Annotated in this window: 20 protein-coding genes and 1 pseudogene; 9 read left to right on the top strand and 12 right to left on the bottom strand. The window is 72.4% G+C overall.

Going from position 1 to position 25280, the window contains the following annotated elements; genetic code table 11:
• Window positions 1-49: 49 nt before the first annotated feature.
• Both rarD and AB0G74_RS13985 read left to right on the top strand, forming a co-directional pair.
• Window positions 50-1078: an EamA family transporter RarD gene (rarD, locus tag AB0G74_RS13990; protein WP_361144918.1), complete on the top strand. Its 1029-nt coding sequence runs from the start codon at window positions 50-52 to the stop codon at window positions 1076-1078.
• A 205-nt stretch (window positions 1079-1283) separates the two neighbouring features.
• Window positions 1284-2129, top strand: coding sequence for a hypothetical protein (locus AB0G74_RS13985; protein ID WP_361144915.1), 846 nt, complete (start codon window positions 1284-1286; stop codon window positions 2127-2129).
• A gap of 103 nt (window positions 2130-2232) precedes the next feature.
• On the opposite strand, the gene AB0G74_RS13980 is transcribed toward AB0G74_RS13985, so the two are convergent.
• A complete protein-coding gene (locus AB0G74_RS13980) occupies window positions 2233-2625 on the bottom strand; it encodes a DUF6401 family natural product biosynthesis protein (protein WP_361144912.1) in 393 nt (130 codons plus the stop codon).
• Window positions 2626-2804: 179 nt separating this feature from the next.
• Window positions 2805-4307, bottom strand: coding sequence for an MFS transporter (locus AB0G74_RS13975; protein WP_361145035.1), 1503 nt, complete (start codon window positions 4305-4307; stop codon window positions 2805-2807).
• 318 nt (window positions 4308-4625) lie between these two features.
• On the opposite strand from AB0G74_RS13975, the gene AB0G74_RS13970 reads away from it, so the two are divergent.
• Window positions 4626-5069: a helix-turn-helix domain-containing protein gene (locus tag AB0G74_RS13970; protein WP_361145032.1), complete on the top strand. Its 444-nt coding sequence runs from the start codon at window positions 4626-4628 to the stop codon at window positions 5067-5069.
• Between the two features lie 124 nt (window positions 5070-5193).
• Here the strand turns inward: AB0G74_RS13970 and AB0G74_RS13965 are convergent, their stop codons facing one another.
• Both AB0G74_RS13965 and AB0G74_RS13960 read right to left on the bottom strand, forming a co-directional pair.
• A complete protein-coding gene (locus tag AB0G74_RS13965) occupies window positions 5194-6030 on the bottom strand; it encodes a class II fructose-bisphosphate aldolase (protein ID WP_361144910.1) in 837 nt (278 codons plus the stop codon).
• 306 nt (window positions 6031-6336) lie between these two features.
• The gene (locus AB0G74_RS13960) at window positions 6337-7308 is read right to left on the bottom strand and encodes a sugar isomerase (protein ID WP_361144907.1); all 972 of its coding nucleotides are present in this window, start codon (window positions 7306-7308) and stop codon (window positions 6337-6339) included.
• Window positions 7309-7618: 310 nt separating this feature from the next.
• Between AB0G74_RS13960 and AB0G74_RS13955 the strand changes: the two genes are divergently transcribed.
• Window positions 7619-8416, top strand: a complete 798-nt coding sequence (locus tag AB0G74_RS13955) for a DeoR/GlpR family DNA-binding transcription regulator (RefSeq protein WP_361144904.1) — start codon at window positions 7619-7621, stop codon at window positions 8414-8416.
• A 92-nt stretch (window positions 8417-8508) separates the two neighbouring features.
• Here AB0G74_RS13955 and AB0G74_RS13950 read toward each other — a convergent pair whose 3' ends face one another.
• Window positions 8509-9120, bottom strand: coding sequence for an ABATE domain-containing protein (locus tag AB0G74_RS13950; protein WP_361144902.1), 612 nt, complete (start codon window positions 9118-9120; stop codon window positions 8509-8511).
• Window positions 9121-9141: 21 nt separating this feature from the next.
• Between AB0G74_RS13950 and AB0G74_RS13945 the strand changes: the two genes are divergently transcribed.
• Both AB0G74_RS13945 and AB0G74_RS13940 read left to right on the top strand, forming a co-directional pair.
• Entirely contained in the window at window positions 9142-9597 is a 456-nt protein-coding gene (locus tag AB0G74_RS13945) for a VOC family protein (protein ID WP_361144899.1), read from the top strand.
• A gap of 419 nt (window positions 9598-10016) precedes the next feature.
• Window positions 10017-11384 (top strand): M28 family metallopeptidase, encoded by a 1368-nt coding sequence (locus AB0G74_RS13940; RefSeq protein WP_361144896.1) that lies wholly within the window; start codon window positions 10017-10019, stop codon window positions 11382-11384.
• Window positions 11385-11668: 284 nt separating this feature from the next.
• Here AB0G74_RS13940 and AB0G74_RS13935 read toward each other — a convergent pair whose 3' ends face one another.
• From AB0G74_RS13935 to AB0G74_RS13915, 5 genes are all read right to left on the bottom strand, one after another.
• Window positions 11669-12661, bottom strand: coding sequence for an ABC transporter permease subunit (locus AB0G74_RS13935; protein ID WP_361144894.1), 993 nt, complete (start codon window positions 12659-12661; stop codon window positions 11669-11671).
• Entirely contained in the window at window positions 12648-13607 is a 960-nt protein-coding gene (locus AB0G74_RS13930) for an ABC transporter ATP-binding protein (RefSeq protein WP_361144891.1), read from the bottom strand. Before AB0G74_RS13930 ends, AB0G74_RS13935 begins: the two co-directional genes overlap by 14 nt.
• Window positions 13608-13824: 217 nt before the next feature.
• Window positions 13825-15165: a DUF2092 domain-containing protein gene (locus tag AB0G74_RS13925; protein WP_361144888.1), complete on the bottom strand. Its 1341-nt coding sequence runs from the start codon at window positions 15163-15165 to the stop codon at window positions 13825-13827.
• Window positions 15166-15325: 160 nt separating this feature from the next.
• Window positions 15326-16147: a nucleotidyltransferase domain-containing protein gene (locus AB0G74_RS13920; protein WP_361144885.1), complete on the bottom strand. Its 822-nt coding sequence runs from the start codon at window positions 16145-16147 to the stop codon at window positions 15326-15328.
• Between the two features lie 6 nt (window positions 16148-16153).
• Complete coding sequence (locus AB0G74_RS13915; protein WP_361144882.1) at window positions 16154-17164, bottom strand: polyprenyl synthetase family protein; 1011 nt, start codon at window positions 17162-17164, stop codon at window positions 16154-16156.
• A 495-nt stretch (window positions 17165-17659) separates the two neighbouring features.
• Between AB0G74_RS13915 and AB0G74_RS13910 the strand changes: the two genes are divergently transcribed.
• The 3 genes and pseudogenes from AB0G74_RS13910 (at window position 17660) to AB0G74_RS13900 (ending at window position 21976) form a co-directional block, all read left to right on the top strand.
• Complete coding sequence (locus AB0G74_RS13910) at window positions 17660-19906, top strand: CocE/NonD family hydrolase (RefSeq protein WP_361144879.1); 2247 nt, start codon at window positions 17660-17662, stop codon at window positions 19904-19906.
• A 129-nt stretch (window positions 19907-20035) separates the two neighbouring features.
• Window positions 20036-21262, top strand: a complete 1227-nt coding sequence (gene fahA / locus AB0G74_RS13905; protein ID WP_361144876.1) for a fumarylacetoacetase — start codon at window positions 20036-20038, stop codon at window positions 21260-21262.
• 110 nt (window positions 21263-21372) lie between these two features.
• A pseudogene (locus AB0G74_RS13900) lies at window positions 21373-21976 on the top strand (Uma2 family endonuclease).
• Window positions 21977-22062: 86 nt separating this feature from the next.
• Here the strand turns inward: AB0G74_RS13900 and nuoN are convergent.
• Both nuoN and AB0G74_RS13890 read right to left on the bottom strand, forming a co-directional pair.
• Entirely contained in the window at window positions 22063-23712 is a 1650-nt protein-coding gene (gene nuoN, locus AB0G74_RS13895) for an NADH-quinone oxidoreductase subunit NuoN (RefSeq protein ID WP_361144874.1), read from the bottom strand.
• Window positions 23709-25277: an NADH-quinone oxidoreductase subunit M gene (locus AB0G74_RS13890; protein WP_361144871.1), complete on the bottom strand. Its 1569-nt coding sequence runs from the start codon at window positions 25275-25277 to the stop codon at window positions 23709-23711. Before AB0G74_RS13890 ends, nuoN begins: the two co-directional genes overlap by 4 nt.
• Window positions 25278-25280 lie beyond the last annotated feature (3 nt).

Here is a 25280-nt window from a genome sequence, read left to right as displayed (position 1 = left end):
GCACGCGCGGTGCGACGAGGGACCGGGGGAATTGGTGTCGGGGGGATCAGTGTCATCGGACGGAGAGCAGCGCGCGGGTCTGCTGTACGGGATCGGCGCCTACGGGATGTGGGGGCTCGTCCCCCTCTTCTGGCCGCTGCTGAAGCCGGCCGGGGCCACCGAGATCCTGGCCCACCGGATGACCTGGTCCCTGGTGGTGGTCGCGCTCGCGCTGCTGGCGCTGAAGCGGTGGCGCTGGATCCGGGAACTCCTCGGCGATCCCCGCAAGCTGGGGCTGATCACGGTGGCGGCCGTGGTCATCTCCGTCAACTGGGGCCTCTACATCTGGTCCGTGAACAACGGCCGGGTGGTGGAGGCGTCCCTCGGCTACTTCATCAACCCGCTGGTCACCATAGCCATGGGCGTTCTGCTGCTGAAGGAGCGGCTGCGGCCCGCGCAGTGGGCGGCGGTCGGGATCGGCTTCTCGGCGGTCCTGGTCCTGGCGGTCGGCTACGGCCAGCCGCCGTGGATCTCCCTCGTCCTCGCCTTCTCCTTCGCCACCTACGGTCTGGCGAAGAAGAAGACGAATATCGGCGGGCTGGAGTCGCTGGCTGCCGAGACCGCGATCCTCTTCCTCCCGGCGCTGGGCTATCTGGTCTGGCTGGCGGCCCGGGGCGGGCTGTCGTTCGGTGCCGAGGGCACGGGGCACATGCTGCTGCTCGCGGCGACCGGCCTGGTGACCGCCGTACCGCTGGTCTGTTTCGGCGCGGCGGCGATCCGGGTACCGCTGTCGACGCTGGGGCTGCTCCAGTATCTGGCGCCGGTCTCCCAGTTCCTGCTGGGTGTCCTCTACTTCCACGAGGCGATGCCCGCCGAGCGCTGGGCCGGGTTCGGGCTGGTGTGGCTGGCGCTCTCCGTATTGACCTGGGACGCGCTGCGGACGGCCCGGCGTTCGAGGGAGCGGGCCGAGGAGCTGCGGACGGCGGGCGACCCGGCCGTCCCGGCACCGGCCGTCGCGGCACCGCCCGGGATTCCGGTACCGCCCGAGGCGCCCGCGCCGCCGCCCGAGCCGACGGTCCGGACCGAACCGGCCTCCTGAAGTCCGGCGGACGGCGAGTCGGCGGACTGCGGGTCCGGGGAGTCGGCGCGTCCGGGGCCGTACTCCCGGCCCCACCGCAGTGGCCCAATCCGCCACCCGACCGGCCCACCCGTCCGCTCCACCCCGGGCCGCCGTCCCACGCCGGTGTTACGACCGGAGTACGGGTCCCGGGTACGCCGGGGCCGTCAGCGGACGGAGTGCCCACATGTCCCAGCCCCTGCCCCTGGCCCTCGACGTCGACTTCGGCGCGGGCTTCTCCCAGGCGTGGAACGCGGTGGCCGCCTTCATACCCAAGTTCATCGGCTTCCTCGCCATCCTGCTCATAGGCTGGTTCATCGCCAAGCTGATAGCCCGGGTGGTGGACCGGCTGCTGCGCAGGGTCGGCTCCGAGAAGCTCGCGGAGCGCAGCGGCGCCGCGCACGCCCTGCGGAACTCCTCGTACGACGCCACCGGCATTCTGACCAAGGTCATCTATTTCGGGCTGCTGCTGATCGTGCTCCAGCTGGCCTTCGGGGTCTTCGGCCCCAACCCGATCAGTGTGATGATCCAGGCCGTGGTCGCCTGGCTGCCCAGGGCCGTGGTGGCGCTGGTGATCGTCGTGGTCGCGATGGCCATCGCCCGCGCGGTGCGCGAGATCATCAACGACGCGCTCAGCGGTACCTCGTACGGCAAGGTCCTCGCCACGATCGCCTGGGCGTTCATCGTGGCGCTCGGCGCGATCGCCGCCCTCGGCCAGGCCGGGATCGCGACCGCGATCACCGGTCCCCTGCTGCTGGCGACGCTCGGCACGGTCGCGGGCATCCTGATCGTGGGGGTCGGCGGCGGACTCATCGGGCCGATGCGCTCGCGCTGGGAGAACTGGCTGACGCGGGCCGAGTCGGAGACGGCGGGCGCGCGGGACAGTCTCGGCGCGTACCAGCGGGGCCGTTCGGACGCGGCGGCCGGTCAGCCCGCACCCGGGACGAGGACGACGCCCGGGACCACCGGCCGCCCGGACGCCCGGGGCGACCAGGGACGACGTGGCGACGACGGTCCGTACGACCCGATGTAGTCCGGACCGTCGCGCCGTCGGCGGGGCGTACGGACCGGACCGTACGTCCCCGGCGGCTCCAGCGGCTCCGACAGGCGGCTTCGGAGGCTGCCGGACGGACGGGTCAGCGGCCGAGCAGATCGTGTTCGCGTACCAGCCAGCAGATCGCGGTCAGCCGCAGCGTCGCGAAGTCGTAGCCGACCGGCTCGGTCCACTCGGTCTCCGTGAGCCAGTCCGTGAAACCGAGGGCGTAGTCGGCGAGATCCTCCCGCCGTACGTCACCGGAGTCGGTCCAGATCTCCCGCGCGTCCCCACCTCCGCCCGCGCCCCGTGCCCCGCACCGCTGCCGGGGCACCAGCGCGTCGCGGACATCGGCCGCGTGCTGGTCGACGGCGGCGACGAGCCCGGGATCGAAGGTGAACTCCGAGAGCCGGGGCAGATACGTCGCGACGACACCCACCAGCGGACAGTCGGCGGCCGGTCCCGGGCCGGGCGAAGGGGGTGGGGGCTGGTCCATCGTCCCACCGTACGCGCCCAACAAGTAGGGGCATACGTGACATTCGTCGCAGCTCCGGCCCGGCTGCCAGCCGATTCCTACCCGGTACGGCCCCCCCTTGGAGCCGCCTCCGCGGCCGCCCGGTTCGCCGCCCCGCCGCCCGGGCCCGGCCGCCGCCGGATGGCCCGGCCCGGGGGCGGTCAGCTCCCGACCCGTACCGGCCCGGACGGAATCCCGCCCTCCGGGGGCTCCCCGGCCGTCGCGACCCGGCCCGTACCGCCGAGCGCGCCCGCACCTTGGTACGGATCACCGGCCGGACCGCTGTCCCCGCCGGGCGCGGTCGGCCCGGTCGACCGGTCGGCGCGCAGGCCCACGGCCGCCACCACGGTTCCGGCGATCACCATCACCAGCGGCACCACGAGCCCCGCGCGGAACGCCTCCATCCGCCCGCCGCCGCCCATGAGCCCGTAGACCGCCGTCACCGCCGAGATGCCGACCGCACCGCCGAACTGCATCGCGGTCTGGAGCAGTCCGCCCGCGAGCCCCTGTTCCTCGGCCGGGACCCCGTCGGTGGCGGCGATGGTCATCGGCCCGATCCCCAGCCCGAACGCGACCCCGGCGAGGGTGAGCGCCGGCAGCATGGCGAGATACGACCAGTCGTCGCCGACCGGCAGGAACAGGGCGTACGAGACGACCGCGACGACAAAGCTCGAGAAGATCACCCGGGCGGTGCCGAAACGGTTCACCAGGATCGGGGTGACGGTCGGCGCGAGGATCACGTCGATCCCGGCGACCAGCAGGGCGAGCGATGTCTGGAGGGACGTCCAGCCCCGCTCCTCCTGGAGGTAGAGCGTGACCATGAACTGGAAGCCGAAGAACGCGCCGAAGAGGAGCATCATCCCGGTGTCGGCCCGGACCATGGCCGCGTTCCGCAGAATGCCCAGCCGGACCAGGGGAACGGCGGTCCGGCGCTCGATCCGGACGAACATCAGGATCAGCAGCGACCCGGCGGCGATCACGGCGAGGGTGAACCCCCACCCGGCGAGACCGTGTTCGAGCCGGATGATGCCGTAGACCAGGAGCAGCATCGCTCCGGCGGCCGTGACGGCGCCGGGCAGGTCGAAGCCGCCGGTACGGGGCGGGATCCGGTCGGCGGGCAGCAGCCGGAGCGCCCCCATGAGGATCAGTACGGCGAGGACGACGGGGGCGAAGAAGACCCAGCGCCAGCCGATCTCGGTGAGGAGACCACCGATGACCAGACCGAGGGAGAAGCCGCCCGCCGACGTTCCGGCGTAGATCATCAGGGCTTTGTTCCGCTGTCGGCCCGCCTGGTAGGAGGTGGTGATCAGGGAGAGCGACGCGGGGGTCATGAAGGCGGCGGCCACCCCGGTGACGAACCGGGAGAGCACCAGCATCCAGCCCTCCGTGGCGAAACCGCCGAGACCCGAGAAGGCGATGAAGACGACCAGCCAGAGCAGGAACATCCGGCGGCGGCCCAGCAGATCGGCCGCCCGGCCGCCGAGCAGGGTGAAGCCCGCGTAGCCGAGGACGTAACCGCTGACGACCCAGGCGGCGGTACCGGTGGAGAGGCCCAGATCGGCCCGGATGGCGGGGACGGCGACGGCGAGCATCGCGACGTCGATGCCCTCCAGGAAGACCGTGCCGCACAGAACGGCGAGCATCGCCCGGGCCCGCCCGGACATGGCCGGGGACCGCTCGGCGGCCTCGGCGGATCCGGCGGATCCGGCGGATCCGGCGGACTCGGCGGACTCGGCGGTCTCGGCGGACTCGGCGGTCTCGGCGGGGGGCGACGGGGACGGGGGCTCGGACAGGGGCGGGGATGCGGACATCGGCAGACTCCGGGCGTACGCCATCGGGGCATGCCGGGGAGACGGACATGCCGGAGGAAGGGAAGCTGGTTACTCACCTGAGGGTCGGTTCCCTCTGGTAACCGACTCGATCCTCCGGCAGGATGGGGTCCGGCGGAAGGAGGCACTTTGAAGTCACCCGGTTACCTGGGAGTGACCGAGTTCGAGGACGACGGCGACCCGGACCCGTTCCAGTGGGACGCCCGCGAGGACTGCGAGGTCCGCCAGATCCTCGACCGGATCGCGGACAAGTGGTCGCTCCTGGTCATCGCCCTGCTCGACAGCAGGGTCGTCCGGTTCACCGAGCTGCGCCGGGAGATCGACGGGATCAGTCAGCGGATGCTGACGGTGACCCTGCGCCAGCTGGAGCGGGACGGACTGGTCAGCCGTACGGTGCATCCGGTCGTACCGCCCAGGGTGGAGTACGCCCTCACGGAGCTGGGCTGCACCCTGCACACCACCATCCGCTCGCTCGTCACCTGGACCGAGCGGCACCAGAACGAGATCGCGGCGGCCCGGGCCTCGTACGACGCCCGCGACGACACCGCCCAAGGGGAGCCGCGGCCCGCCGACCGGACCGCGGCCCCCCAGCTCTGACCCGGACCCGGCCCCGACCCCGGACCCGGACCCGGCCCGGGACCCGGAGCCGGAGCCGGACTCGGCCCCGGACTCGCGGCCGTCGCCGACGGGTCCGCTCCGGGGATACGCGCCCGCGCCGGGGTCAGCGGAGCGCGAGGACCCGCAGGAGCCGGGTCACCTCCGCCGCGAAGTCCGTACGCGCGGGACCGAGGTAGATCCGGGGGTCGACGACGTCGGGACGGGCGCCGAGACACTCCCGTACGGCCCGGGTGAACGTCTTGTTCAGATGGGTGGAGATGTTCACCTTGGTCATCCCCGCCGAGACCGCCGTGGCGAGATCGTCGTCGCCGACCCCGGAGGAGCCGTGCAGGACGAGGGGGACGGGGAGGGTTTTCCGGAGGCGGGCGATGAGGTCGAAGTCCAGTACGGCGTCCCGGGTGAGCATGGCGTGGGAGCTGCCGACGGCGACGGCCAGGGCGTCCACGGCGGTCTCGGCGAGGAACGCCCCGGCCTCCTCCGGATCGGTACGGACCCCGGGCGCGTGCGCGCCGTCCTTGCCGCCGATCTCGCCCAGCTCCGCCTCGACCCAGACGTCCGCGCGATGGCAGTAGTCGGTGATCTCGCGGGTGGCGGCCACATTCCGCTCGTAGGGCAGCCCGGACCCGTCGAACATGACGGACGGGAACCCGAGGCCGACGGCTTCCCGGATCAGTTCGGGCGAGGTCGCGTGGTCGAGATGGACCGACACGGGGACGCTCGCGGCCCGGGCGACGGCGAGTGACGCGAGGCCGATCGGGGCGAGCGATCCGTGGTAGCGGACGGTGTTCTCACTGATCTGGAGGATGACGGGGAGGCCGGCCGCCTCCGCTCCGGCGACGACGGCGTGGGCGTGTTCGATCTGGACCACGTTGAACGCCCCGACGCCGGACAGGTCCCGGTAGGCGGGAGCCATGATCTCGTCGGTGGTCGAAAGAGGCATCGATGCTCTCCACGGAGACGGTGGTACGGAACTGGCGGTAGAGAGGTCGGCGTCGAAGTCACCGGCCACGGGGCGGGGTACGGCCGCCGCCGGGAGCGCCACGGGCCTCCCGCGGGGCGACCGGCAACGGCCCGTCGGTGCGGAGCCCTGCGGTGATGTACGTGCCGATGGGGACGAACCAGGTGTCCCGGGCGTCCCGGGCAGCGTCGGGCCCCCGGCCCGCGTCGAGCAGGAACTCGGCGGCCCCGGCTGCCCGTACGTCGTGCCCATGCCCAGGGCGATCCTGCGGTCGCCCGCCGGGGTTTCTCACATCTGGCCGCTCGTCAGGATCACGGAACGGGTCAGATTGCGCGGGCGGTCGGGGTCGCAGCCCCGCGCCTCCGCCAGCGCCACGGCCAGCCGCTGGGCCAGCACGAGATCGGCCAGCGGGTCGAGGCCGGTGGAAAGCCCGCCGTCCGAGTTCGCGACGAGCGTCCCGCCGACCCGGGCGACGTCGTCGGCCAGCCCCGGGGGCGTCGGGCCGAAGATCCAGACGACCCGGCCGGGGCCGGTGACGCTGATCGGCCCGTGCCGGTACTCCATCGCGGGGTACGCCTCGGTCCACGCCCCGGCGGCCTCGCGCAGTTTGAGGGCGGCCTCCAGCGCCAGGCCGCAGGTCCATCCACTGCCGAGGAAGGTGAACTGCCCGGCGGCGGGCACCCCGGGGGCCAACTCCCGGACGACCGCCTGCCGCGCGTCCGAGATCGCCTGTTCCAGCGGGCGCACGCCTGCCGGAAGCGCGCCCTCCGCCTCCAGCTGGGCGCGCAGCAGCGCCAGCACGGTGGTGGCGAAGCGGGTCTGGACCACCGACTCCTCGTCGGCGAAGCCGAGTACGGCGGCGCCGTCGGCCTCCCGGGGGACGGGAGTCCCGGCGACGGCCGTGATCGCTCCGACCGGTACGGCACCCTTCACCCGGGTGATCAGGTCGAGGACCTCGGTCGTCGTACCGGACCGGGTGATGGCGAGGATCCGGTCGTAGCGGCGGCCGTACGGGAACTCCGAGGCCGCCCAGGCGTCGGTCTCGCCGTGTCCGCCCAGCTCGCGGAGGGAGGCGTACGCCCGGGCCATGAACCAGGAGGTGCCGCAGCCGACGACGGCGACCCGCTCGCCCCGGCGGGGCAGGACATCGCGGTACGACTCCAGGGAATCCCGGGCCCGCAGCCAGTTGTCGGGCTGTGAGGCGATCTCGACGGCGGTACGGGACGGGGCGGCGGTACGGGACGAGGCTGAGGCGGACATACCGAAGGGCTCCTTCAGTCGATCGGGCCGTACACCCGCAGACTCACCGGATGCATTAATCTGCACACTAGCGAGTCGGTTCGAGCATCTTCAAGCAAAATCTTGCAGGAAATATGCTCGCGAACCGCCGGCCTCCACCCCTGTCCGGATCTCGCCCCACCCCCGCCCACTCCCCACCCGGCCGGGCCCGGCTCGGCTCGGGAGCCCTCCGTCCCACCGGCTACGCTCTTCGAACGGGGCGCCCCCGCGAAGGAACACCGGGGCACCCCACGACCCGCGCGCGCGGATCGACGTCCAGGGAGTCCGGAGCATGTCCAAACATCAGCGGTGGAGCCGACTGCTGGAGCTGCTGGCGGCCAAGGGCCGGCTGGAGGTCGACGAGACGGCCGCGGAGCTGCGGGTCTCGCCCGCCACCGTCCGCCGGGACCTCGACGAACTGGCGGAGCAGCAGATGCTCGTCCGGACCCGGGGCGGGGCCGTCGCGCACGGGGTCTCGTACGAACTGCCCCTCCGGTACAAGTCGTCCCGGCGCGCCACGGAGAAACAGCGCATCGCCGCCGCGGCCGTCGAACTCATCGGCGAGGGCGAGGTCGTCGGCCTCAACGGGGGGACGACCACGACCGAGGTGGCGCGCGCCCTGGCCCTGCGGACCGCCGGTGGGCGGCACGGCGGTACCGAGGCCACGGCACCGATGTACACCGTCGTCACCAACGCCCTCAATATCGCGGGCGAGCTGGCCGTACGGCCCCAGATCAAGATCGTGGCCACCGGCGGAGTGGCCCGCCCCCAGACGTACGAACTGGTGGGCCCGCTGGCTGCCGGGGTACTGAAGGAGGTCGTCCTCGACGTCGCCGTACTGGGGGTCGACGGTCTCGACCCCGAACTGGGCCTGATGACCCACCAGGAGGAGGAGGCGAGCATCAGCCGACTGTTCGCCGAGCGCGCCCAGCGGGTCGTCGTGGTCGCCGACGCCTCGAAGCTGGGCAGACGGGCCTTCGCCCGGATCTGCGGACTGGACCGGGTCGACATCATCGTCACCGACTCGACGGCACCGGCGGACACGGTCGCCCGCCTCGGGGACCTCGGCATCCGGGTACTGACCGTCTAGACACGGCTACGGCGCCGCTGCCCCCCGTTACCCGCGGCGCCCCCGCAGCCCCGGCCGCCCCGGGTCGCCGCCCCCACAATTCAGCACATGTCTCAGCCGTCCCCCTCGGCCTCCTCGGGGCGGCGGGACCGGTGCGCCCGGACCTTGTGCCGGTTGCCGCAGCGCTCCATCGAGCACCAGCGGCGGCGGCCCGGGCGGGACGCGTCCACGAACACCAGTTGGCAGTCGTCCGCGCCGCACTCCCGGATCCGGTCGGCGTAGGGGCCGGTGAAGAGGTCCAGGGCGTCCCGCGCCACCGCCGACAGCAGTTGGGCGCCGGTCGCGCCGGGCGCCCACGCCCGGGTACCGGCGGGTCCGAACCGGGGTACCGGCGGCGGCTGCGCGGCGGCGGCGTCGACGGTCGCGAGGTCCGCCGCGTCCGGCTCCCGGTCGTGGATCCGCGCGGACGCCAGCCGGTACACCGCGTCCCGCAGCGCCCGGGCGGCCGTCACCTCCGCCGGGACGACCCGGGGGGCGAGCCCGTCCGGAAGCCTGCTCCGCCCGGCCCATTCCACCAGGTCGGCGGGGGCGTAGAGCGACTCCCACCGGGCCAGTTCGCCGGGGCCGCCGGTGAGCAGCAGCTCCAGACAGAGCGTCCCGGCGTCGAAGCGGAAGGAGCCGCCGGACGGGGGACTGAGGAGGAATCCTCTTGCAACATCAACCATGTAACCACTATAAACGGTTACATGACTGCGCCACTCCACTGGAAGCTCACCATCGACGCCGCCGACCCCTTGGCCCAGGCCGACTTCTGGGCCGCCGCCCTCGGCTACCGGGTCGAGGACCACAGCAGACTGATCGCCGGACTGCGCGAGGCGGGCCATCTGCCGGAGGGGGCGACGACCGAGCGGTACGGCCGGGACGTCTGGCTCGATCTGGCCGCCGTCCGCCATCCGGACGACCCGTTCGACGAGTACAAGGACCTGGGCCTGGGCCGTCGGCTGCTGTTCCAGCGGGTCCCGGAGGCCAAGACCGCGAAGAACCGGCTCCACCTCGATCTGCATGTGGGAGCGGAACGGATCCCGGCGGAGGTCGAGCGGCTGCGCGGACTCGGCGCCACCGTGCTCTACGAGCAGCGGCAGCCGATGGGCGTCTGGACGACGATGGCCGACCCCGAGGGCAATGAGTTCTGCGTGGAGTGACGGCCCGCCGACGGCCCTCCCCCACCCGACCGCCCAGCCACCCCGCCGCCCCGCCGATCCGTCGCCCCGCCGATCCGCCGCCCCGCTGCCGGCCCGACCGTCCCGCTGTCGGCCCGGCAGACCACCCGGCCGCCGGGACCCGCCACAACGCCCGCCACCGGTCACAGCGACCGGGAGGCGGGCGCCCTGCTGTCCGCTTCCGACGGAAAATGACACGGAAGCGATCGTTCCAGAACCGCCTTCGTCGGCACTTCTGTTCTGTATGCGAACACAGCTGACCGATTTCCGCCCTTGACGGTCCATCACGCTCTCCCGGACTCTGAGCACCGCGCACCACTGCTCCAGCGCCCTGGAACCCGCCATTCCGGGGCGGCCCGTTCGTTCCGTCCTGTCCCCGTACGGAATTCCGGAGCCCCCCTATGAGACTCTCCGTTTCCCGTCAGCTCCCCCGTCTCCCCAGACGGGGCATCGCCGGAGCGGCGATAGCCCTGGCCGGGCTGGTGGCGACCGCCGCACCCGCGGCGACGGCACCCGCGCCGGCCGCGCCATCGACCGCCGCGACGGCGGCCGTCTCCCCGGCGGCGGCACTCGCCCCGCCCGACATACCCCTCGCCAATGTGAAGGCGCATCTGACCCAGCTCCAGTCGATCGCCTCGGCGAACGGCGGCAACCGGGCCCACGGCCGCCCCGGCTACCGCGCGTCCCTCGACTATCTGAAGGCGAAGCTGGACGCCGCCGGATACACCACCTCGGTCCAGAGCTTCAGCTACGGCGGCGCCACCGGCTACAACCTGATCGCCGACTGGCCCGGCGGCGACCCGAACCAGGTGCTCATGGCGGGTGCGCATCTGGACTCCGTCTCCTCCGGCGCCGGGATCAACGACAACGGCTCGGGCTCCGCCGCCGTCCTGGAGACGGCCCTCGCGGTCTCCAGGACCGGGTTCCAGTCCGGGAAGCATCTGCGGTTCGGCTGGTGGGGCGCCGAGGAGCAGGGCCTGGTCGGCTCCCGGTACTACGTCAACAACCTTCCGGCCGCCGAGCGTTCGAAGTTCTCCGGCTATCTCAACTTCGACATGATCGGCTCCCCGAACCCCGGCTACTTCGTCTATGACGACGACGTCCAGCTGGAGAAGGTCTTCAAGGACTACTTCGCCGGGCTCGGGGTCCCCACCGAGATCGAGACCGAGGGCGACGGCCGCTCCGACCACGCCTCCTTCAAGAACGCGGGCATCCGGGTCGGCGGGCTGTTCACCGGCGCGGGCCGGACGAAGACCGCCGCCCAGGCCCAGAAGTGGGGCGGTACGGCGGGCCAGGCGTTCGACCGCTGCTACCACTCCTCCTGCGACACCACGGCGAACATCAACGACACCGCCCTCGACCGCAACAGCGACGCGGTCGCCCACGCCATCTGGACCCTGGGCGCCGGGAGCGTCCCGCCGGGCGACAGCTATGAGAACACCGCCGATGTGGCGATCCCGGACAACGGCGCCGCCGTCACCTCGACCGTCACCGTCTCCGGCCGGACCGGGAACGCCCCGCCGACCCTCTCCGTCGGGGTCGACATCCGGCACACCTGGCGCGGCGATCTGGTGATCGATCTGCTGGCGCCGGACGGTACGGCCTACCGGCTGAAGAACTCCAGCGGCAACGACTCGGCGGACGACGTCATCGCGACCTATACCGTCAACGCCTCCACCGAGCCCGCCAACGGCGACTGGAAGCTACGCGTCCAGGACGTCGGACCGCAGGACACCGGCTACATCAACAGCTGGAAGCTCACCTTCTGACCGGGTGGCGGCCTCCGTGACCCGGGTGCCGCCACCCGCACCACCACCCCGCACCACCGCCCCGCGCCATCCGTACGATCCGCGATCCGCACCGTCCCGGCTGTGACGCCGAGAGCCGCTTCGGAACCGCCACCCCCCACCGGCTGCATGCGTGTGCCTCCACCGCACACGCATGCAGCCATGTCCGGGTACGGCTCCGGAGCCGTACGGCACACCCCACGCCCGGCCTCGACGCCCGCCGCCCCGGCACAAGGCACTCGGCGGCAGGCGCGCGGCGGCGACCGTCAGGCGGTGATGTCCTTGGTGGTGAACCGCGCCCAGGCGGCCGACCCGAACACCGCCGCGTAAAGCGCCTGGAGCCCCAGGTTCTGCTGGATCCCGTCCCACTGGACCGGCTCCCGCAGCAGATCCGAGAACGACAGCCAGTGGTGCGGGAAGAGATAGGGGTGGATCGCGTCCAGCTGCGGAATGGTGCCGAGGATCTGGACCGTGATCAGCAGACCGACCGTGGTGGCCATCGCCGCGATCCCGCTGCCGGTGAGGGTGGATACGAAGAGCCCGAGCGCGGCGAGCCCGGCCAGGGAGAGCGCGACGACCAGGGCGACCAGGGCGGCCCGTATCAGTCCGTCCCCGAAGGAGATCCGGGTCCCCGAGATCGTGGTGATGTCGCCGAGCGGGAAGAGCACGGCCCCCACTGCCAGGGCGGAGACCGCCACGACCAGGGTCGCCAGCAGACAGAACACCAGCGTCGTCGCGTATTTGACCAGCAGCAGCCGGGTCCTTCCGGCGGGGGCCACCAGCAGATATCTCAGGGTTCCGGCCGCCGACTCCCCGGCGATCGCGTCGCCCGCGACGACCCCGACCGCCATCGGCAGGAAGACCGGCAGCGTGGCGGCGAGCGCGGCGAAGACCAGGAACAGTCCGTTGTTGGTGATCTGGGAGATGAACGCGGGGCCCTCCTCGGCCCCGCCGCCGACCCGGCCGCCGTCCCCGGTCTCGATCCGTACGGCGATACCGATCAGCAGCGGCACCGCCGCCAACACCCCGAGCAGGGCGATCGTCCGCCAGCGGAGCAGGGTCACCACCAACTCGGACCGGAAGAGCGACAGCGCCGCCGCTACGGCGCCCGGTCCGGCGTCCCGCCCCGGCGCGCCGGAGGCCACGGACTCCGAAGCCGCCACGGCCACGGCGGGCTCCGCCACGGCACCTGACGCCGCGGGCTCCACGGCTTCCGCGGCTTCCGCCGCGGCGCCCGTCTCCGGCTCAGCCCGCGACATCGAACCCCTCCCCCGTCAGCGCCATGAACGCGTCCTCCAGCGACGCCCGCTCCACCCCGAAGCCGCGGACCCGGACCCCGGCGGTGACCAGCGCGGCGGTCAGCTCGGCCAGCTCCGTCTCCGGTCCCGGCGGATCGCCGGTGACCCGGCCGCCGTCCGGTTCGACGGCGACCTCGGTGATCCCCCGCTCCTTGAGCAGCCGGGCCGCCTCGTCCGTGTCCGGGGTGATGACGGTCAGCCTCCCCCGGGCCCGGGCGGCCAGCTCCGCGACGGGCCCCTGTGTCAGCAGTCTGCCCCGGGCCATCACCGCCGCGTGGGTACAGACTTGCTCGATCTCGTCCAGCAGATGGGAGGAGAGGAAGACCGTCGTCCCGTCGGCGGCCAGCTCCCGCACCAGGGCCCGGATCTCCCGCATGCCCTGGGGGTCGAGGCCGTTGGTCGGCTCGTCCAGGACGAGCAGCCGACGGGGGCGGAGCAGGGCGGCGGCCAGCCCCAGCCGCTGCTTCATACCCAGGGAGTACGCCCTGGCCCGCTTCCCGGCCGCCGAGGTCAGCCCGACCCGCTCCAGGGCCGTACCGACCCGGTCCCGGCGGGTCCGGGGGTCGGCGGTGGGGTCCGCGGCGTCGAACCGCAGCAGATTGTCCCGTCCGCTGAGGAAGCCGTAGAGCGCCGGGCCCTCGATCAGGGCGCCCACCTGCGGCAGTACGGTCCGGGCCGCGCCGGGCATCGGTCCGCCGAGTACGGTCGCCCGTCCGGCCGTGGGTTCGATCAGCCCCATCAGCATCCGGATGGTGGTGGTCTTGCCGGAGCCGTTGGGGCCGAGGAAGCCGAAGACACTGCCCGCGGGCACGGTGAGATCGAGCCGGTCGACGGCGAGCTGCCCACCGCGATACCGCTTGGTGAGCCCGCTCGTCTCGATCACGGCCTCCGGCCCGGCAGTTGTCATCCTCTTCCCCACCCTCTCCCTCGGACTCCGGGTCCCCCGGGTCCTCGCGTCCCCGGATCTCCCGGCCCGCGACGCTCCCCCGTCCACCGGGCCGCCCGTCGGCGCGGCGACCCGGTGGGGAAGCGGTCCGCCCGTCGGCGGCCCGGGCGTCCCGGCGGCCCCGGCGTCCTTGCCCCCCGTCAGAACCATGGGCCGCCCGTCGGCGGCCCGGGCCGAGTCACTTGTCGGCGTTGGCGGCCTTGACCAGCGCGTCCTTGGTGACGGCGCCCGCGTAAACCCTGCCGTCGTCGGTGATCAGCGCGTTCACCAGGCGGGTCTTGAAGACCGTGCCCGTACCGAAGTCGCCCTTCACCGAGTCGGTCATCCCGCCCAGGAGATCGCCGACCTCCGACGGCAGTCCGCCCTCGGCCCCGGCCACGGCGCCCGCGCCCTCGGCGGGGCCGGTCCTGACGATCGTGGTCCAGCCCTCGCCGATCACATTCACGCCCTCGGGACCGGTCAGCCCCTTGCCGTCCTTCGCCCCGCCCTTCAGCTCCTTCTCCAGCTCCTCCCCGAGCGCCTTGCCTTCCCGCTCCAGGGACTCACCGGCCTTCTCGGCCTCCGCGCGCAGCTCTTCGGGGCCCGTCACCTTGGCGCCCTTGGGCGGGGTGAAGTCGAAGGTCGAGGCGGCGGGCTTGCCGAAGTCCACCTTGGTGAAGCCGATGTCGATCGCGGCCTTGCCGCCGGAGGACGGCACAACGGTGAACTTCAGCGGCGTCCCGGTGCGGGAGTCGACCGCGATCCGCACCGAGCCGATGGTGGAGTCGTTCTGCTTGGGCTTGACCACCAGCTGGTAGGCCGTACGTCCGGCGACCCGGGCGGTGCCGTCGACGGTGACCGACGTGGTCTCGTCGGCGGCCTTCAGCACCTCCTGTGCCAGCTCCCGGGGCGTCGGCGCCTCCGTCCCCGCGTCCGCCAGTCCCGGGAGGGCCCCGGCGGCCTTGCCGCTCTTGCCGTCCTTGCCGGCGTCGGCGGTGCCGGGTCCGGCGTCCTTCTGGTGGAAGACCTCGTTCGACGCGCTGTCGTACGCCCACAGCTCGTCCCCGTTGCGGATGAGGCTGTACTCGGAGGTCTTCTCGACGATCGAGATCTTCTGCCGGTCGGGGCCGTCGACCGCGACCCGCAGCGTGTGCGAGCCGGTCGCCAGCTCCATCAGCTTGGCGTCCGGGGCCGCCGACGACCCCGTCTCCTCGCCGCCCTCCGCGGCGCCCGCGGCTGCGCCCGACAGGAAGGACTCGCCGAGGCCCCCGAAGTCGGGGAGCCCCAGATCCGTACTGATCTTGATGGTGCCCGAGAGTCGCTCGGTGTCGGAGGCCGCGATCCGCTCGACCAGCTCCTGCGCGCTGATGTCGGGCAGATCGGGGTCACCGGAGGCGGCGAGGGCCGGGACCAGACCGATGGTCGCCGCCGCCACGCCTGCCACCGCGACCGGAAGGGCGTAACGCGCCGCGCGGCGGCGGCGCGCGGTGACCGCGCCCGTCTCCTGGTTGGTCTGTGCGCTGTCGTCGTTCGGTGCCATGGTGTGGACTACCTCCGTGGTCGGTCAGGAGCAGTGCATCCATCTGACCAAATCACCGTCGTCCGGGCGTCAATCCCCGGGAGCAAATGGGTGTACGACTGTGGGATGAGGGTTCCCCCGACACGCTCCCCCATTCGGTGACACCTCGTCGAGACCTTTGTCATCCCGGGTGGTAGGCGGCGATCAGGGTCTCCGCGCGGGACCGCAGGAAGTCCGTCGTCAGACGGGCCCGCCGGGTGAGCCACGGGGCGTCGCCCTCCGGGCCGGGTCCAGGGTCTTCGCCGTCGCCCGGTGCCCCGTACCGCCGTCGTCGGACATCCGCCACGACCTCGGCGGGAGCCCCGAGTTCGGCCAGCACCCCGAATGCCTCGGCCTTGGTGATCAGCCGCCCGTCCGCGAGGGTGACGGCGGCCCTCGGCAGGGCCAGCATCGCGTAGTCGACCCAGGTGTCCTGCCGGAACAGCTCCTCGTCGGCGCAGCGCGGCAGCAGCTCGTCCCGGAGCTGTCCGTGGACGTACTCCCTCAGTTGTCGGTCCGTCATCCCGGGGAGCAGTCCCCCGACCGGGCGGCCGTACAGGACTCGGCCGAACCGGTGCAGTTCGGCCCGGGTCACCGGGCTCACCGGCCGCCGGAAGAGTTCGTTGAAGGCCCAGGTCAGATGGTCGTGCCCGGGGTCGGCCAGCTCCGTCGCCGACATGAAGGAGCAGTGCAGCCGGGCCGCGAGGGGCTCGTCGCCGGCCAGCCGCCGGTGCAGTCCGGCCAGCCGCTCCTCCTCCGCCGGGGCGCAGGGCCGTTCGAGGACGGCGATCAGATCGAGGTCGGAGCGGCCCGGCCGGTAGTCGGTCCCCTCCGCGATCGAGCCGTGCACCCAGAGGGCGATCAGCGGTACGGGCTCCGGCAGCTCGGCGGCGTAGCGGGCGAGTATCCGCTCGGTCTCCGGGTCGGCTGCCGGGCCAGGCCCCGGGGCGTGTTCGGCGGTCATCGGCGGTCAGCCCGCGCGGTGCACGACGGCGTCGCAGAGTTCTTCGAGTGCGGCCTTCGCATAGCACTCGGGCAGCGGGCCCAGCATGGAGCGGGCCTCCTCGGCGTACCGGATGGTGTCCTTCCGGGCCTGTTCCAGCGCCGGATGGGCCCGCAGCCGGGTCAGTACCTCCGCGTGCCGGGCGTCGTCGGTGAGGTCGCCGTCGAGCAGGGCGACCAGTTCGAGGTCGTCGGCCAGGCCCCGGGCCTCGGCCCGGGCCCGCAGATGGAGTACGGGGAGGGTGGGGATGCCCTCGCGCAGATCCGTACCGGGCGTCTTGCCCGACTCGTGGGAGTCGCTGGCGATGTCGAGGACGTCGTCGGCGAGCTGGAAGGCGACGCCGAGCCGTTCCCCGTACTGGGTGAGGATGTCCGTGACGCCCTCGTCGGCGCCGGACATCATCGCGCCGAAGCGCCCGGAGACCGCGATCAGCGATCCCGTCTTGCCGCCGATCACATCGAGGTAGTGCGCCACCGGGTCGCGGCCGTCGCGCGGCCCGGCGGTCTCCAGGATCTGCCCGGTGACCAGCCGTTCGAACGCCTCGGCCTGGATCCGTACGGCCTCCGGGCCGAGGTCGGCGAGGATGTGGGAGGCGCGGGCGAAGAGGAAGTCGCCGGTCAGGACCGCGACCGAGTTGCCCCAGCGGGCGTTGGCGCTGGGCACGCCGCGCCGGACGTCCGCCTCGTCCATCACGTCGTCGTGGTAGAGCGTCGCCAGGTGGGTGAGCTCCACGACCACGGCGGAGGGCACGATTCCGGGTGCGTGCGGGTCACCGAACTGGGCCGCCAGCATCACCAGCAGCGGCCGGAAGCGCTTGCCACCCGCACGGACGAGGTGCTGGGCCGCCTCCGTGATGAACGGCACCTCACTCTTGGTGGCTTCTAGCAGACCCGCCTCGACGGCCGACAGTCCGGTCTGGACATCGGCTTCAAGAGCCTGGTCCCGCACGCTCAGCCCGAACGGCCCGACGACGGTCACGAGGGGATCTCCTGTCTGCTGATAATCACACGGATTGTCGATGTGTCGCTGGATTCACTCAAGTCAGCGTATCCGGTCACGTTTGGATCACCATGGGCGCCTTCCCGCCGCCACCGGTATGTTCGTGATCAGTAGATACGACCACTGGTGAGCCTTTCGGCGGTATCGGCGACGGTACCCGTGACCGTACCGGTGAACCGCTCCGGGACCGCCCCCGGAACAGGTCGCCGGACGGCCGCGGAACCGCCTCCCCGCGGCCCCGGCCGGGGCCGTGACCGGCGGCGGGCCCGCCCCGGGCAACGAGGCCCCGCCATGCGCAAGCACCGTCAGTACGCCGCACACCCGCCGTCCTCCCACCCCGGGCCGGCACGCTCCGCGCCGCCCCCGTCGACCGGAACGGATCATGCCGGTTCCGGGGCTCCGCCGGAACCCGACCGGTACCGTACCGGCCGGTACGAGTCGGCTTCCCCACGCCCTGTCCCCTACACCCCGCCGGTGTACGGAGACCACATCCCGCCGGTGTACGGCGAAGGCCCGGAGGGACCGGACGACCCGTCCCGTCCACCGACCGGCCCGACGGCCCCGCCCGGATCCGGCACCGGCACCGGCCCCGCCGCGCACCGCACGAAGACACCCGATCCGGTCACGGCCCCCGGCGCCCCGCCCCCGTACGACACCGGCCCCCACCCCGTCCGCCACGACGACCTCCTCGTCCCCCTCTCCGACGGCACCCGGCTGCACGCCCGGCTCTGGCGGCCCCGCACCGGCGCCCCCGCCCCCGTCCTCCTCGAATACGAGCCCGGCCGGCTGACCGACTCCACGGCCGCCCGGGACGCCCGCCGCCACCCCTGGTACGCGTCCCACGGCTATGCCTCCGTCCGGGTCGACGCCCGCGGCCACGGCTGCGGCGAGGGCGTCCCGGCCGCGCCCTGGGGCGGCCCGGACCGCGGCCCCGCCCGGGACGCCGCGGCGGACGCCGCCGACGCGGCCGAGGTGGTGGAGTGGCTGGCGGCCCAGCCCTGGGGCGACGGCCGGATCGGGATGTTCGGCCTCGGCCCCGGCGCGACCCTCGCGCTGCGCGTCGCCGTCCTGGCCCCGGACCCCCTGCGGGCGGTCGTCGCGGTCGGCGCGACCGTCGACCCGTATCAGGAGGACGGCGCCCACCCCGGCGGCGCGGTCGGCGCCGACGCCATGCCGGCCCGCTCCACCGCCCTGCTCTCGGCGCTCTGCCGCCCGCCGGACCCTCGCTACGCCGGGGCCGACGTCTGGCGCGACCGGTGGACCACCCGGCTGGCCGCCGTGGCACCGCCGCTGCACGGCGCCCTGGCGCATCCGCTCCGCGACGACCACTGGCCCGGGTGGACCGGGGCCGACGCCGGGGCCGTCCGCGCGGCGGTCCTGGCGGTCGGCGGCTGGTACGACCCGGCCCGGGACACCGTGCTCCGGCTGCTGGAGACGCTCCCCTCCGACCGGGTGCGCGGACTGATCGGCCCCTGGTCCCGGCACTATCCGGACGAACCGGGGCCCGGCCCGGCGATCGGCTTCCTGCACGAGACCCTGCGGTGGTGGGACCGGTATCTGCGCGGCGCCGATTCCGCCCCCGTACCGCCGCTCAGGGCCTGGATCACCGGCCCGTCCGCACCCGGCACCCGCACGAGCCGCGCGGGCACCGACGCCGCCTGGATCGCCGAACCCTCCTGGCCCTCCCCCGCCGTCCGGACCGTCCCCTACGTCCTGCGGGGCGGCCCCGTACCCGTCGCGTCCCCCGCGCACACCGGCGCGGACGCGGGCCGTCCGCTCCCCGAGCCCGGCCGGACCGCCGATCTCCCGCCCGATCAGCGGGAGGAGGACGCGCGCTCCGTGTGCTTCGAATTCCCCGTCCCGGGTGACGGCCTGACCGTGCTCGGCCGCCCCCGGATCACCCTGCGGATGCGGCTGGACGTCCCGTACGGCCGGATCGCCGTACGCCTGTGCGACCTGGCACCCGACGGCTCGTCGACGCTGATCACCCGGGGCGTACGGAACACCGCCGCCCGCGAGGGGCTCGACCGGGCCAGGGCCTGGCCCCCCGGCGCCGTCGAGGACGTGTCGTTCGACCTGGCGGCGGCCGGATACGCGGTACCGCCCGGACACCGGCTGCGGCTCGCGGTCTCCTCCGCCTACTGGCCGTGGCTCTGGCCGCCGGCCGGTGCTCCGGCGGACTTCGTCCTGTTCCCCGAGGGCTCCCGGCTGGAACTCCCGGTCCGCGACCCCGATCCACCGGGGACCGCGCCCATGCTGGTAGCCCCCGGCCCGCCCGAACGCGTCGAACCCCTCGGCGTGGTCTCCCCCGCCCCGCTCACCGCCCCGGCCGAACGCCGCCCCGAACACGCCCTGATCCGGGATGTCGGTACGGACACCTGGCGGCTGGAGACCGACCCCCGGCCGCTGGGCGCGGACGGCGCGAGCCGGGTGCACCCCGACGGTCTCGAGGTCTTCGAGGACGCCCGGGAGATCCGGACGATCCGGGCCGGTGACCCCCTCTCCGCCCGGGCGGAGACGGAGTGGACCGTACGGTTCCACCGGCCCGAACTCGGCTGGGACATCACCGTGGAGACGCGCTCCGTCCTCTACTGCGACGCCGACGACCTGGTCGCCGAGGACAAGGTGAGCTGCCGGGACAACGCTGCGGGGCCGGGGCACCGGGGCGAGCCGGTCTTCCACCGAAGCTGGGTGAAACGTTTTCCCAGAACAACGGGATGATCGCGCCCTGCCGGTCCCTTGCGTCCCCCACGTAACGTGTCCCCCACATCGTGAAGAGCACCGTGCGCCCCGCCGTCCACGGCACCCGCCGTACGGCCCCGCACAGAATCGGAAACGAGGCACGCGCAGATGTCCGAGCAGAGCCCGCTCGATCTGGCCGAGGGCGACCCCTTCGGCCCGCACAACCTGCCCTACGGCGTCTTCTCCACCGCCGCCGAACCCGACCGCCGCAGGGTCGGTGTCCGGATCGGGCGGCATGTGCTCGACGCGGGGGCGGCTGCCCTCGCCCTCGGCTCCCCGTACGCCGCACTCCTCGACCGGCCCACCCTCAATCCGCTGCTCGCGGCCGGACGCACCACTTGGCGCGACGTCCGCCGCGCGCTCACCGCCTGGGTGACGGTCCCGGCCCACCGGACCGCCGTCGAACCGCTGCTCCACCCGCTGGAGGAGGTCACCCTCCACCTCCCGTACGAGGTCGCCGACTATGTCGACTTCTACGCCAGCGAGCACCACGCCACCAACGTGGGCCGGATGTTCCGCCCCGACAGCGAGCCCCTCACCCCCAACTGGAAGCATCTGCCGATCGGTTACCACGGCCGCGCGGGCACCGTCGTGGTCTCCGGTACGGAGGTCGTACGCCCCCGGGGCCAGCGCAAGGCCCCCGCCGACCCGGCGCCCGTCTTCGGCCCGTCCGCCAAGCTCGACATCGAGGCCGAGGTCGGCTTCCTGGTCGGTACGCCCACCGCGCAAGGCGACTCCGTACCGCTCGGCGACTTCCGCGACCACGTCTTCGGCCTCTTCCTGCTCAACGACTGGTCGGCCCGGGACATCCAGGCATGGGAGTACGTGCCCCTGGGGCCGTTCCTCGGCAAGTCCTTCGCCACCTCCGTCTCGGCCTGGGTCACCCCGCTGGAGGCCCTCGACGCGGCCCGTACCGCGCCGCCCGCCCGGGACGTCCCGCCGCTGCCCTATCTCGACGACTCGGCCGACGAGGAGCCGGGCGGCTTCGACATCCGGATCTCCGTGGCCGTCAACGGCCAGGTGATCGCGGAGCCCCCGTTCGCCACCATGTACTGGACGGCGGCCCAGCAGCTCACCCATATGACGGTCAACGGCGCGTCCCTGCGCACCGGCGACCTCTTCGCCTCCGGCACGGTCAGCGGCCCCGAGGTCCACCAGCGGGGCTCCCTCCTCGAACTCACCTGGAACGGCCGCGACACCCTCACCCTCCAGGACGGTGACCGCACCTTCCTCCAGGACGGCGACACGGTCACCATGACGGCCTGGGCACCGGGCCCCGACGGCATCCGCGTCGGCCTCGGCGAGGTCACCGGCCGCATCACCCCGTCCCACTGACCCCACCCACGTCAACACCCGGGCCACGTTCGCCCGTTCGAAGGGGGTTCACCCCCTTCCGGCCCGATAACCTGACCGCACCGGCGAGACTCCGTCGTATGGGAGCACTGATGAGCGCCGAACCCGAGGCCCCCCGGCCCGAACCGGGCTGGCCGATGCCACCGGTCGGCGGCTGGACCGCCGACGATCTGGACACGCTTCCGAACTTGCCTCCGCATACGGAGCTGATCGACGGGAGCCTGGTCTTCGTGAGTCCGCAGTCCCTGTTCCATGTGAGGGCGATCGACTTCCTCAACTGGCGATTGCAGTCACTCGCACCGGAGGGCTACGAGGTCGTCCGGGAGTTCACCATCGACGTCGACCGGCAGAACCGGCCCGAACCGGATGTGATCGTCGTCCCCGCGGACGCCGTCGAGGGCCATGAGCAGACCCGGCTCCCTGCGGCGTCCGTCACCCTCGCGATCGAGGTGGTGTCCCCCGACTCGGTCAGCCGGGACCGCGAGACCAAGCCCGTCAAGTACGCCCGGGATCCCCCACTACTGGCGGGTGGAGAACGACGGCGGGCGGGCCGTCGTCCATGTCTTCGAACGCGAACCCGCCACCGGCCAGTACGTGGCCACCGGGATCTTCCACGACCGGCTGAAGGTCTCCGTCCCCTTCCCGGTCGATCTCGACCTGACCGAGATCACCCCGCGCCGCTCCCGGCACCACTGAGCGGACCGTCGTAGTGGCGGACACACCCGGGCCCGGTCTCCTGCTGAAGGAGACCGGGCCCGGGTGCTCGGTGCCGGACGGCGGGGTCAGCGGACGAAGACGCTCGCCTGACCCGCCAGATCGAGGAAGTACTGCGGGGCGACGCCCAGGACGACGGTGACCGCCACACCCACGCCGATCGCGCCGACCGTCAGACCCGAGGGGACCGCGACGGTGGGGCCGTTCGGCTTGGGCTCGCTGAAGAACATCAGCACGATCACCCGGATGTAGAAGAACGCCGCGATCGCCGAGGAGATCACACCGACCACGACCAGCGCCCCGGCCCCGCTCTCCGCCGCCGCCTTGAAGACGGCGAACTTGCCGGAGAAGCCGGACGTGAGCGGGATTCCGGCGAAGGCCAGCAGGAAGATCGCGAAGACCGCGGCCACCAGGGGCGAACGGCGGCCGAGACCGGCCCACTGGGAGAGATGGGTCGCCTCGCCGCCCGCGTCGCGGACGAGGGTGACGACCGCGAACGCGCCCAGCGTCACAAAGGAGTAGGCACCCAGATAGAAGAGGACGGACGAGACGCCGTCCGGCGAGACCGCGATGACACCGGCCATGATGAACCCGGCATGGGCGATCGAGGAGTACGCCAGCAGCCGCTTGATGTCGGTCTGGGTGATGGCGATGATCGCACCCGCCAGCATGGTCAGGATCGCCACGCCCCACAGCAGCGGCCGCCAGTCCCACTTGAGGCCCGGCAGCACCACGTACATCAGCCGCAGCAGGGCGCCGAAAGCGGCCACCTTGGTCGCCGCCGCCATGAAGCCCGTGACGGGCGTCGGGGCGCCCTGGTAGACGTCCGGGGTCCACATATGGAACGGGACCGCGCCGACCTTGAAGAGCAGCCCCATCAGGATCAGGGCGGAGCCGATCAGCAGCAGCGCGTCATTGCCCATGGTGTCGGCGAGGGCCGGATCGACGGTCCGGACCGACCCGTCGACGACCTCGGCGATCCGGCCGTACGAGACGGAGCCCGCGTACCCGTAGAGCAGGGCGATCCCGAACAGCAGGAACGCCGAGGAGAAGGCGCCCAGCAGGAAGTACTTGACGGCCGCTTCCTGGGACATCAGCCGCTTGCGACGGGCCAGCGCGCAGAGCAGATAGAGCGGGAGGGAGAAGACCTCCAGCGCGATGAAGAGCGTCAGCAGATCGTTGGCCGCCGGGAAGACCAGCATGCCCGCGACCGCGAACATCGCCAGCGGATAGACCTCGGTGGTGGTGAACCCGGCCCGGACCGCGGCCTTCTCGTTCTCACTGCCGGGGACGGCCGCCGCCTGGGCGGTGAAGGAGTCCACGGCGCTGCCGTGGGCCTCGGGGTCGAGCCGGCGTTCGGCGAAGGTGAAGACCGCCACCAGGGAGACCAGCAGGATCGTGCCCTGGAGGAAGAGCGTCGGGCCGTCGATCGCCATCGCGCCCATCGCGGCGATATTCACCTTCGAGGTGCCGTAGCCGCCTTCGGCCAGGCCGACGACGGCGGCGAAGGCGGCGACCAGCGCCACCGTCGCCAGGGCCACCTGGGCGTAGTACCGCGACTTGCGCGGCAGGAACGCCTCCAGCAGCAGGCCGACGATGGCCGCGCCGACCACGATCAGTACCGGCGCGAGCTGGGCGTACTCGATATCCGGTGCGTTGATCTTGTCGACCGGCTCGGCCGCCGTCGTCCACAGGGTGTGGACAGCTGTCGGGCTCACTTGGCCTCCACCTCCGGCCGGGGGTCCTTCTTCTGAACATCGGACATGGTGTGCTCCACGGCCGGATTGACGATGTCCGTCAGCGGCTTGGGGTAGACCCCGAGGAAGAGCAGCAGCGCGATCAGCGGGGTGATCACCGCCAGCTCACGCGGCCGGAGGTCGGGCATGCTCCGGACCTCCTCCTTGACCGGGCCGGTCATCGTCCGCTGGTAGAGGACGAGGACGTAGAGCGCGGCCAGCACGATGCCGGAGGTCGCGACGATCCCGGCCACCGGATAGCGGGCGAAGGTGCCCACCAGGACCAGGAACTCGGAGACGAACGGCGCGAGACCCGGCAGTGAGAGGGTCGCCAGACCCCCGATCAGGAAGGTGCCCGCGAGGACGGGCGCCACCTTCTGCACTCCGCCGTAGTCGGCGATCAGCCGGGATCCGCGCCGGGAGATCAGGAATCCGGCGACCAGCATCAGCGCGGCCGTCGAGATCCCGTGGTTGACCATGTAGAGCGTGGCGCCCGACTGGCCCTGGGAGGTCATCGCGAAGATGCCCAGGACGATGAAGCCGAAGTGCGAGATGGAGGCATAGGCCACCAGCCGCTTGATGTCCCGCTGGCCGACCGCGAGCAGCGCCCCGTAGACGATGCTGACCAGGGCCAGCACCACGATCACCGGGGTGGCCCACTGGGACGCCTCCGGGAAGAGCTGGAGGCAGAACCGGAGCATCGCGAAGGTGCCGACCTTGTCGACCACGGCGGTGATCAGTACGGCGACGGGCGCGGTCGCCTCGCCCATCGCGTTGGGCAGCCAGGTGTGCAGCGGCCACAGCGGCGCCTTGATCGCGAAGGCGAAGAAGAAGCCGAGGAAGAGCAGCCGTTCGGTGTTGGTGGCCATTTCCAGCTCGCCGCTGGCCCGGGCCGCCGCGATCTCGGTGAGCGAGAAGCTCCCGGCCACGACGTAGAGGCCGATCACCGCGGCCAGCATGATCAGCCCGCCGACCAGGTTGTAGAGCAGGAACTTGACCGCCGCGTAAGAGCGCTGAGCCGCCGCGTTCTCGTCGCTGCCCTGGTGGGCCCGGTCCCCGAAGCCGCCGATGAGGAAGTACATCGGGATGAGCATGGCTTCGAAGAGGATGTAGAAGAGGAAGACGTCGGTGGCCTCGAAGGAGAGGATCACCATCGCCTCGACCATCAGGATCAGCGCGAAGAAGCCCTGGGTGGGACGCCACCGGGAGTTCGACTCGCCCTGCGGGTCGGCGTCGTTCCAGCCGGCCAGGATCACGAACGGCACCAGCAGCGCGGTGAGCGCGATCAGTACGGCCCCGATACCGTCGACGCCCAGTTCGTACCGGACCCCGAAGTCGGAGATCCAGGCATGGGATTCGGTCAGCTGGTAGCGCGCGCCGTCCGGTTCGAACCGGACCAGCACGATCGCCGCCAGGGCCAGCGTGACGAGGGAGAACAGCAGCGCCAGGGTCTTGGCTGCCCCCTTGCGCGCGGCGGGCACCGCGGCGGTGACGATCGCCCCGACTGCCGGGACCACCGCCGTCGCCGTAAGGAGCGGGAAGGACATCGC

Source organism: Streptomyces sp. NPDC020875 (genome assembly GCF_040641415.1).
GTDB lineage: Bacteria > Actinomycetota > Actinomycetes > Streptomycetales > Streptomycetaceae > Streptomyces.
This window is presented reverse-complemented; position numbering and strand designations above follow the sequence as displayed.

Coding starts and splice junctions, on each gene's coding strand:
- AB0G74_RS13955 (WP_361144904.1), top strand. CDS start 7,619: ATGTCCAAACATCAGCGGTGGAGCCGACTGCTGGAGCTGCTGGCGGCC.
- AB0G74_RS13960 (WP_361144907.1), bottom strand. CDS start 7,308: ATGTCCGCCTCAGCCTCGTCCCGTACCGCCGCCCCGTCCCGTACCGCC.
- AB0G74_RS13975 (WP_361145035.1), bottom strand. CDS start 4,307: ATGTCCGGGCGGGCCCGGGCGATGCTCGCCGTTCTGTGCGGCACGGTC.
- AB0G74_RS13930 (WP_361144891.1), bottom strand. CDS start 13,607: ATGACAACTGCCGGGCCGGAGGCCGTGATCGAGACGAGCGGGCTCACC.
- fahA (WP_361144876.1), top strand. CDS start 20,036: ATGTCCGAGCAGAGCCCGCTCGATCTGGCCGAGGGCGACCCCTTCGGC.
- AB0G74_RS13935 (WP_361144894.1), bottom strand. CDS start 12,661: ATGTCGCGGGCTGAGCCGGAGACGGGCGCCGCGGCGGAAGCCGCGGAA.
- AB0G74_RS13965 (WP_361144910.1), bottom strand. CDS start 6,030: ATGCCTCTTTCGACCACCGACGAGATCATGGCTCCCGCCTACCGGGAC.
- AB0G74_RS13920 (WP_361144885.1), bottom strand. CDS start 16,147: ATGACCGCCGAACACGCCCCGGGGCCTGGCCCGGCAGCCGACCCGGAG.
- AB0G74_RS13985 (WP_361144915.1), top strand. CDS start 1,284: ATGTCCCAGCCCCTGCCCCTGGCCCTCGACGTCGACTTCGGCGCGGGC.
- AB0G74_RS13945 (WP_361144899.1), top strand. CDS start 9,142: ATGACTGCGCCACTCCACTGGAAGCTCACCATCGACGCCGCCGACCCC.
- AB0G74_RS13940 (WP_361144896.1), top strand. CDS start 10,017: ATGAGACTCTCCGTTTCCCGTCAGCTCCCCCGTCTCCCCAGACGGGGC.
- AB0G74_RS13980 (WP_361144912.1), bottom strand. CDS start 2,625: ATGGACCAGCCCCCACCCCCTTCGCCCGGCCCGGGACCGGCCGCCGAC.
- AB0G74_RS13950 (WP_361144902.1), bottom strand. CDS start 9,120: ATGGTTGATGTTGCAAGAGGATTCCTCCTCAGTCCCCCGTCCGGCGGC.
- AB0G74_RS13925 (WP_361144888.1), bottom strand. CDS start 15,165: ATGGCACCGAACGACGACAGCGCACAGACCAACCAGGAGACGGGCGCG.
- AB0G74_RS13890 (WP_361144871.1), bottom strand. CDS start 25,277: ATGTCCTTCCCGCTCCTTACGGCGACGGCGGTGGTCCCGGCAGTCGGG.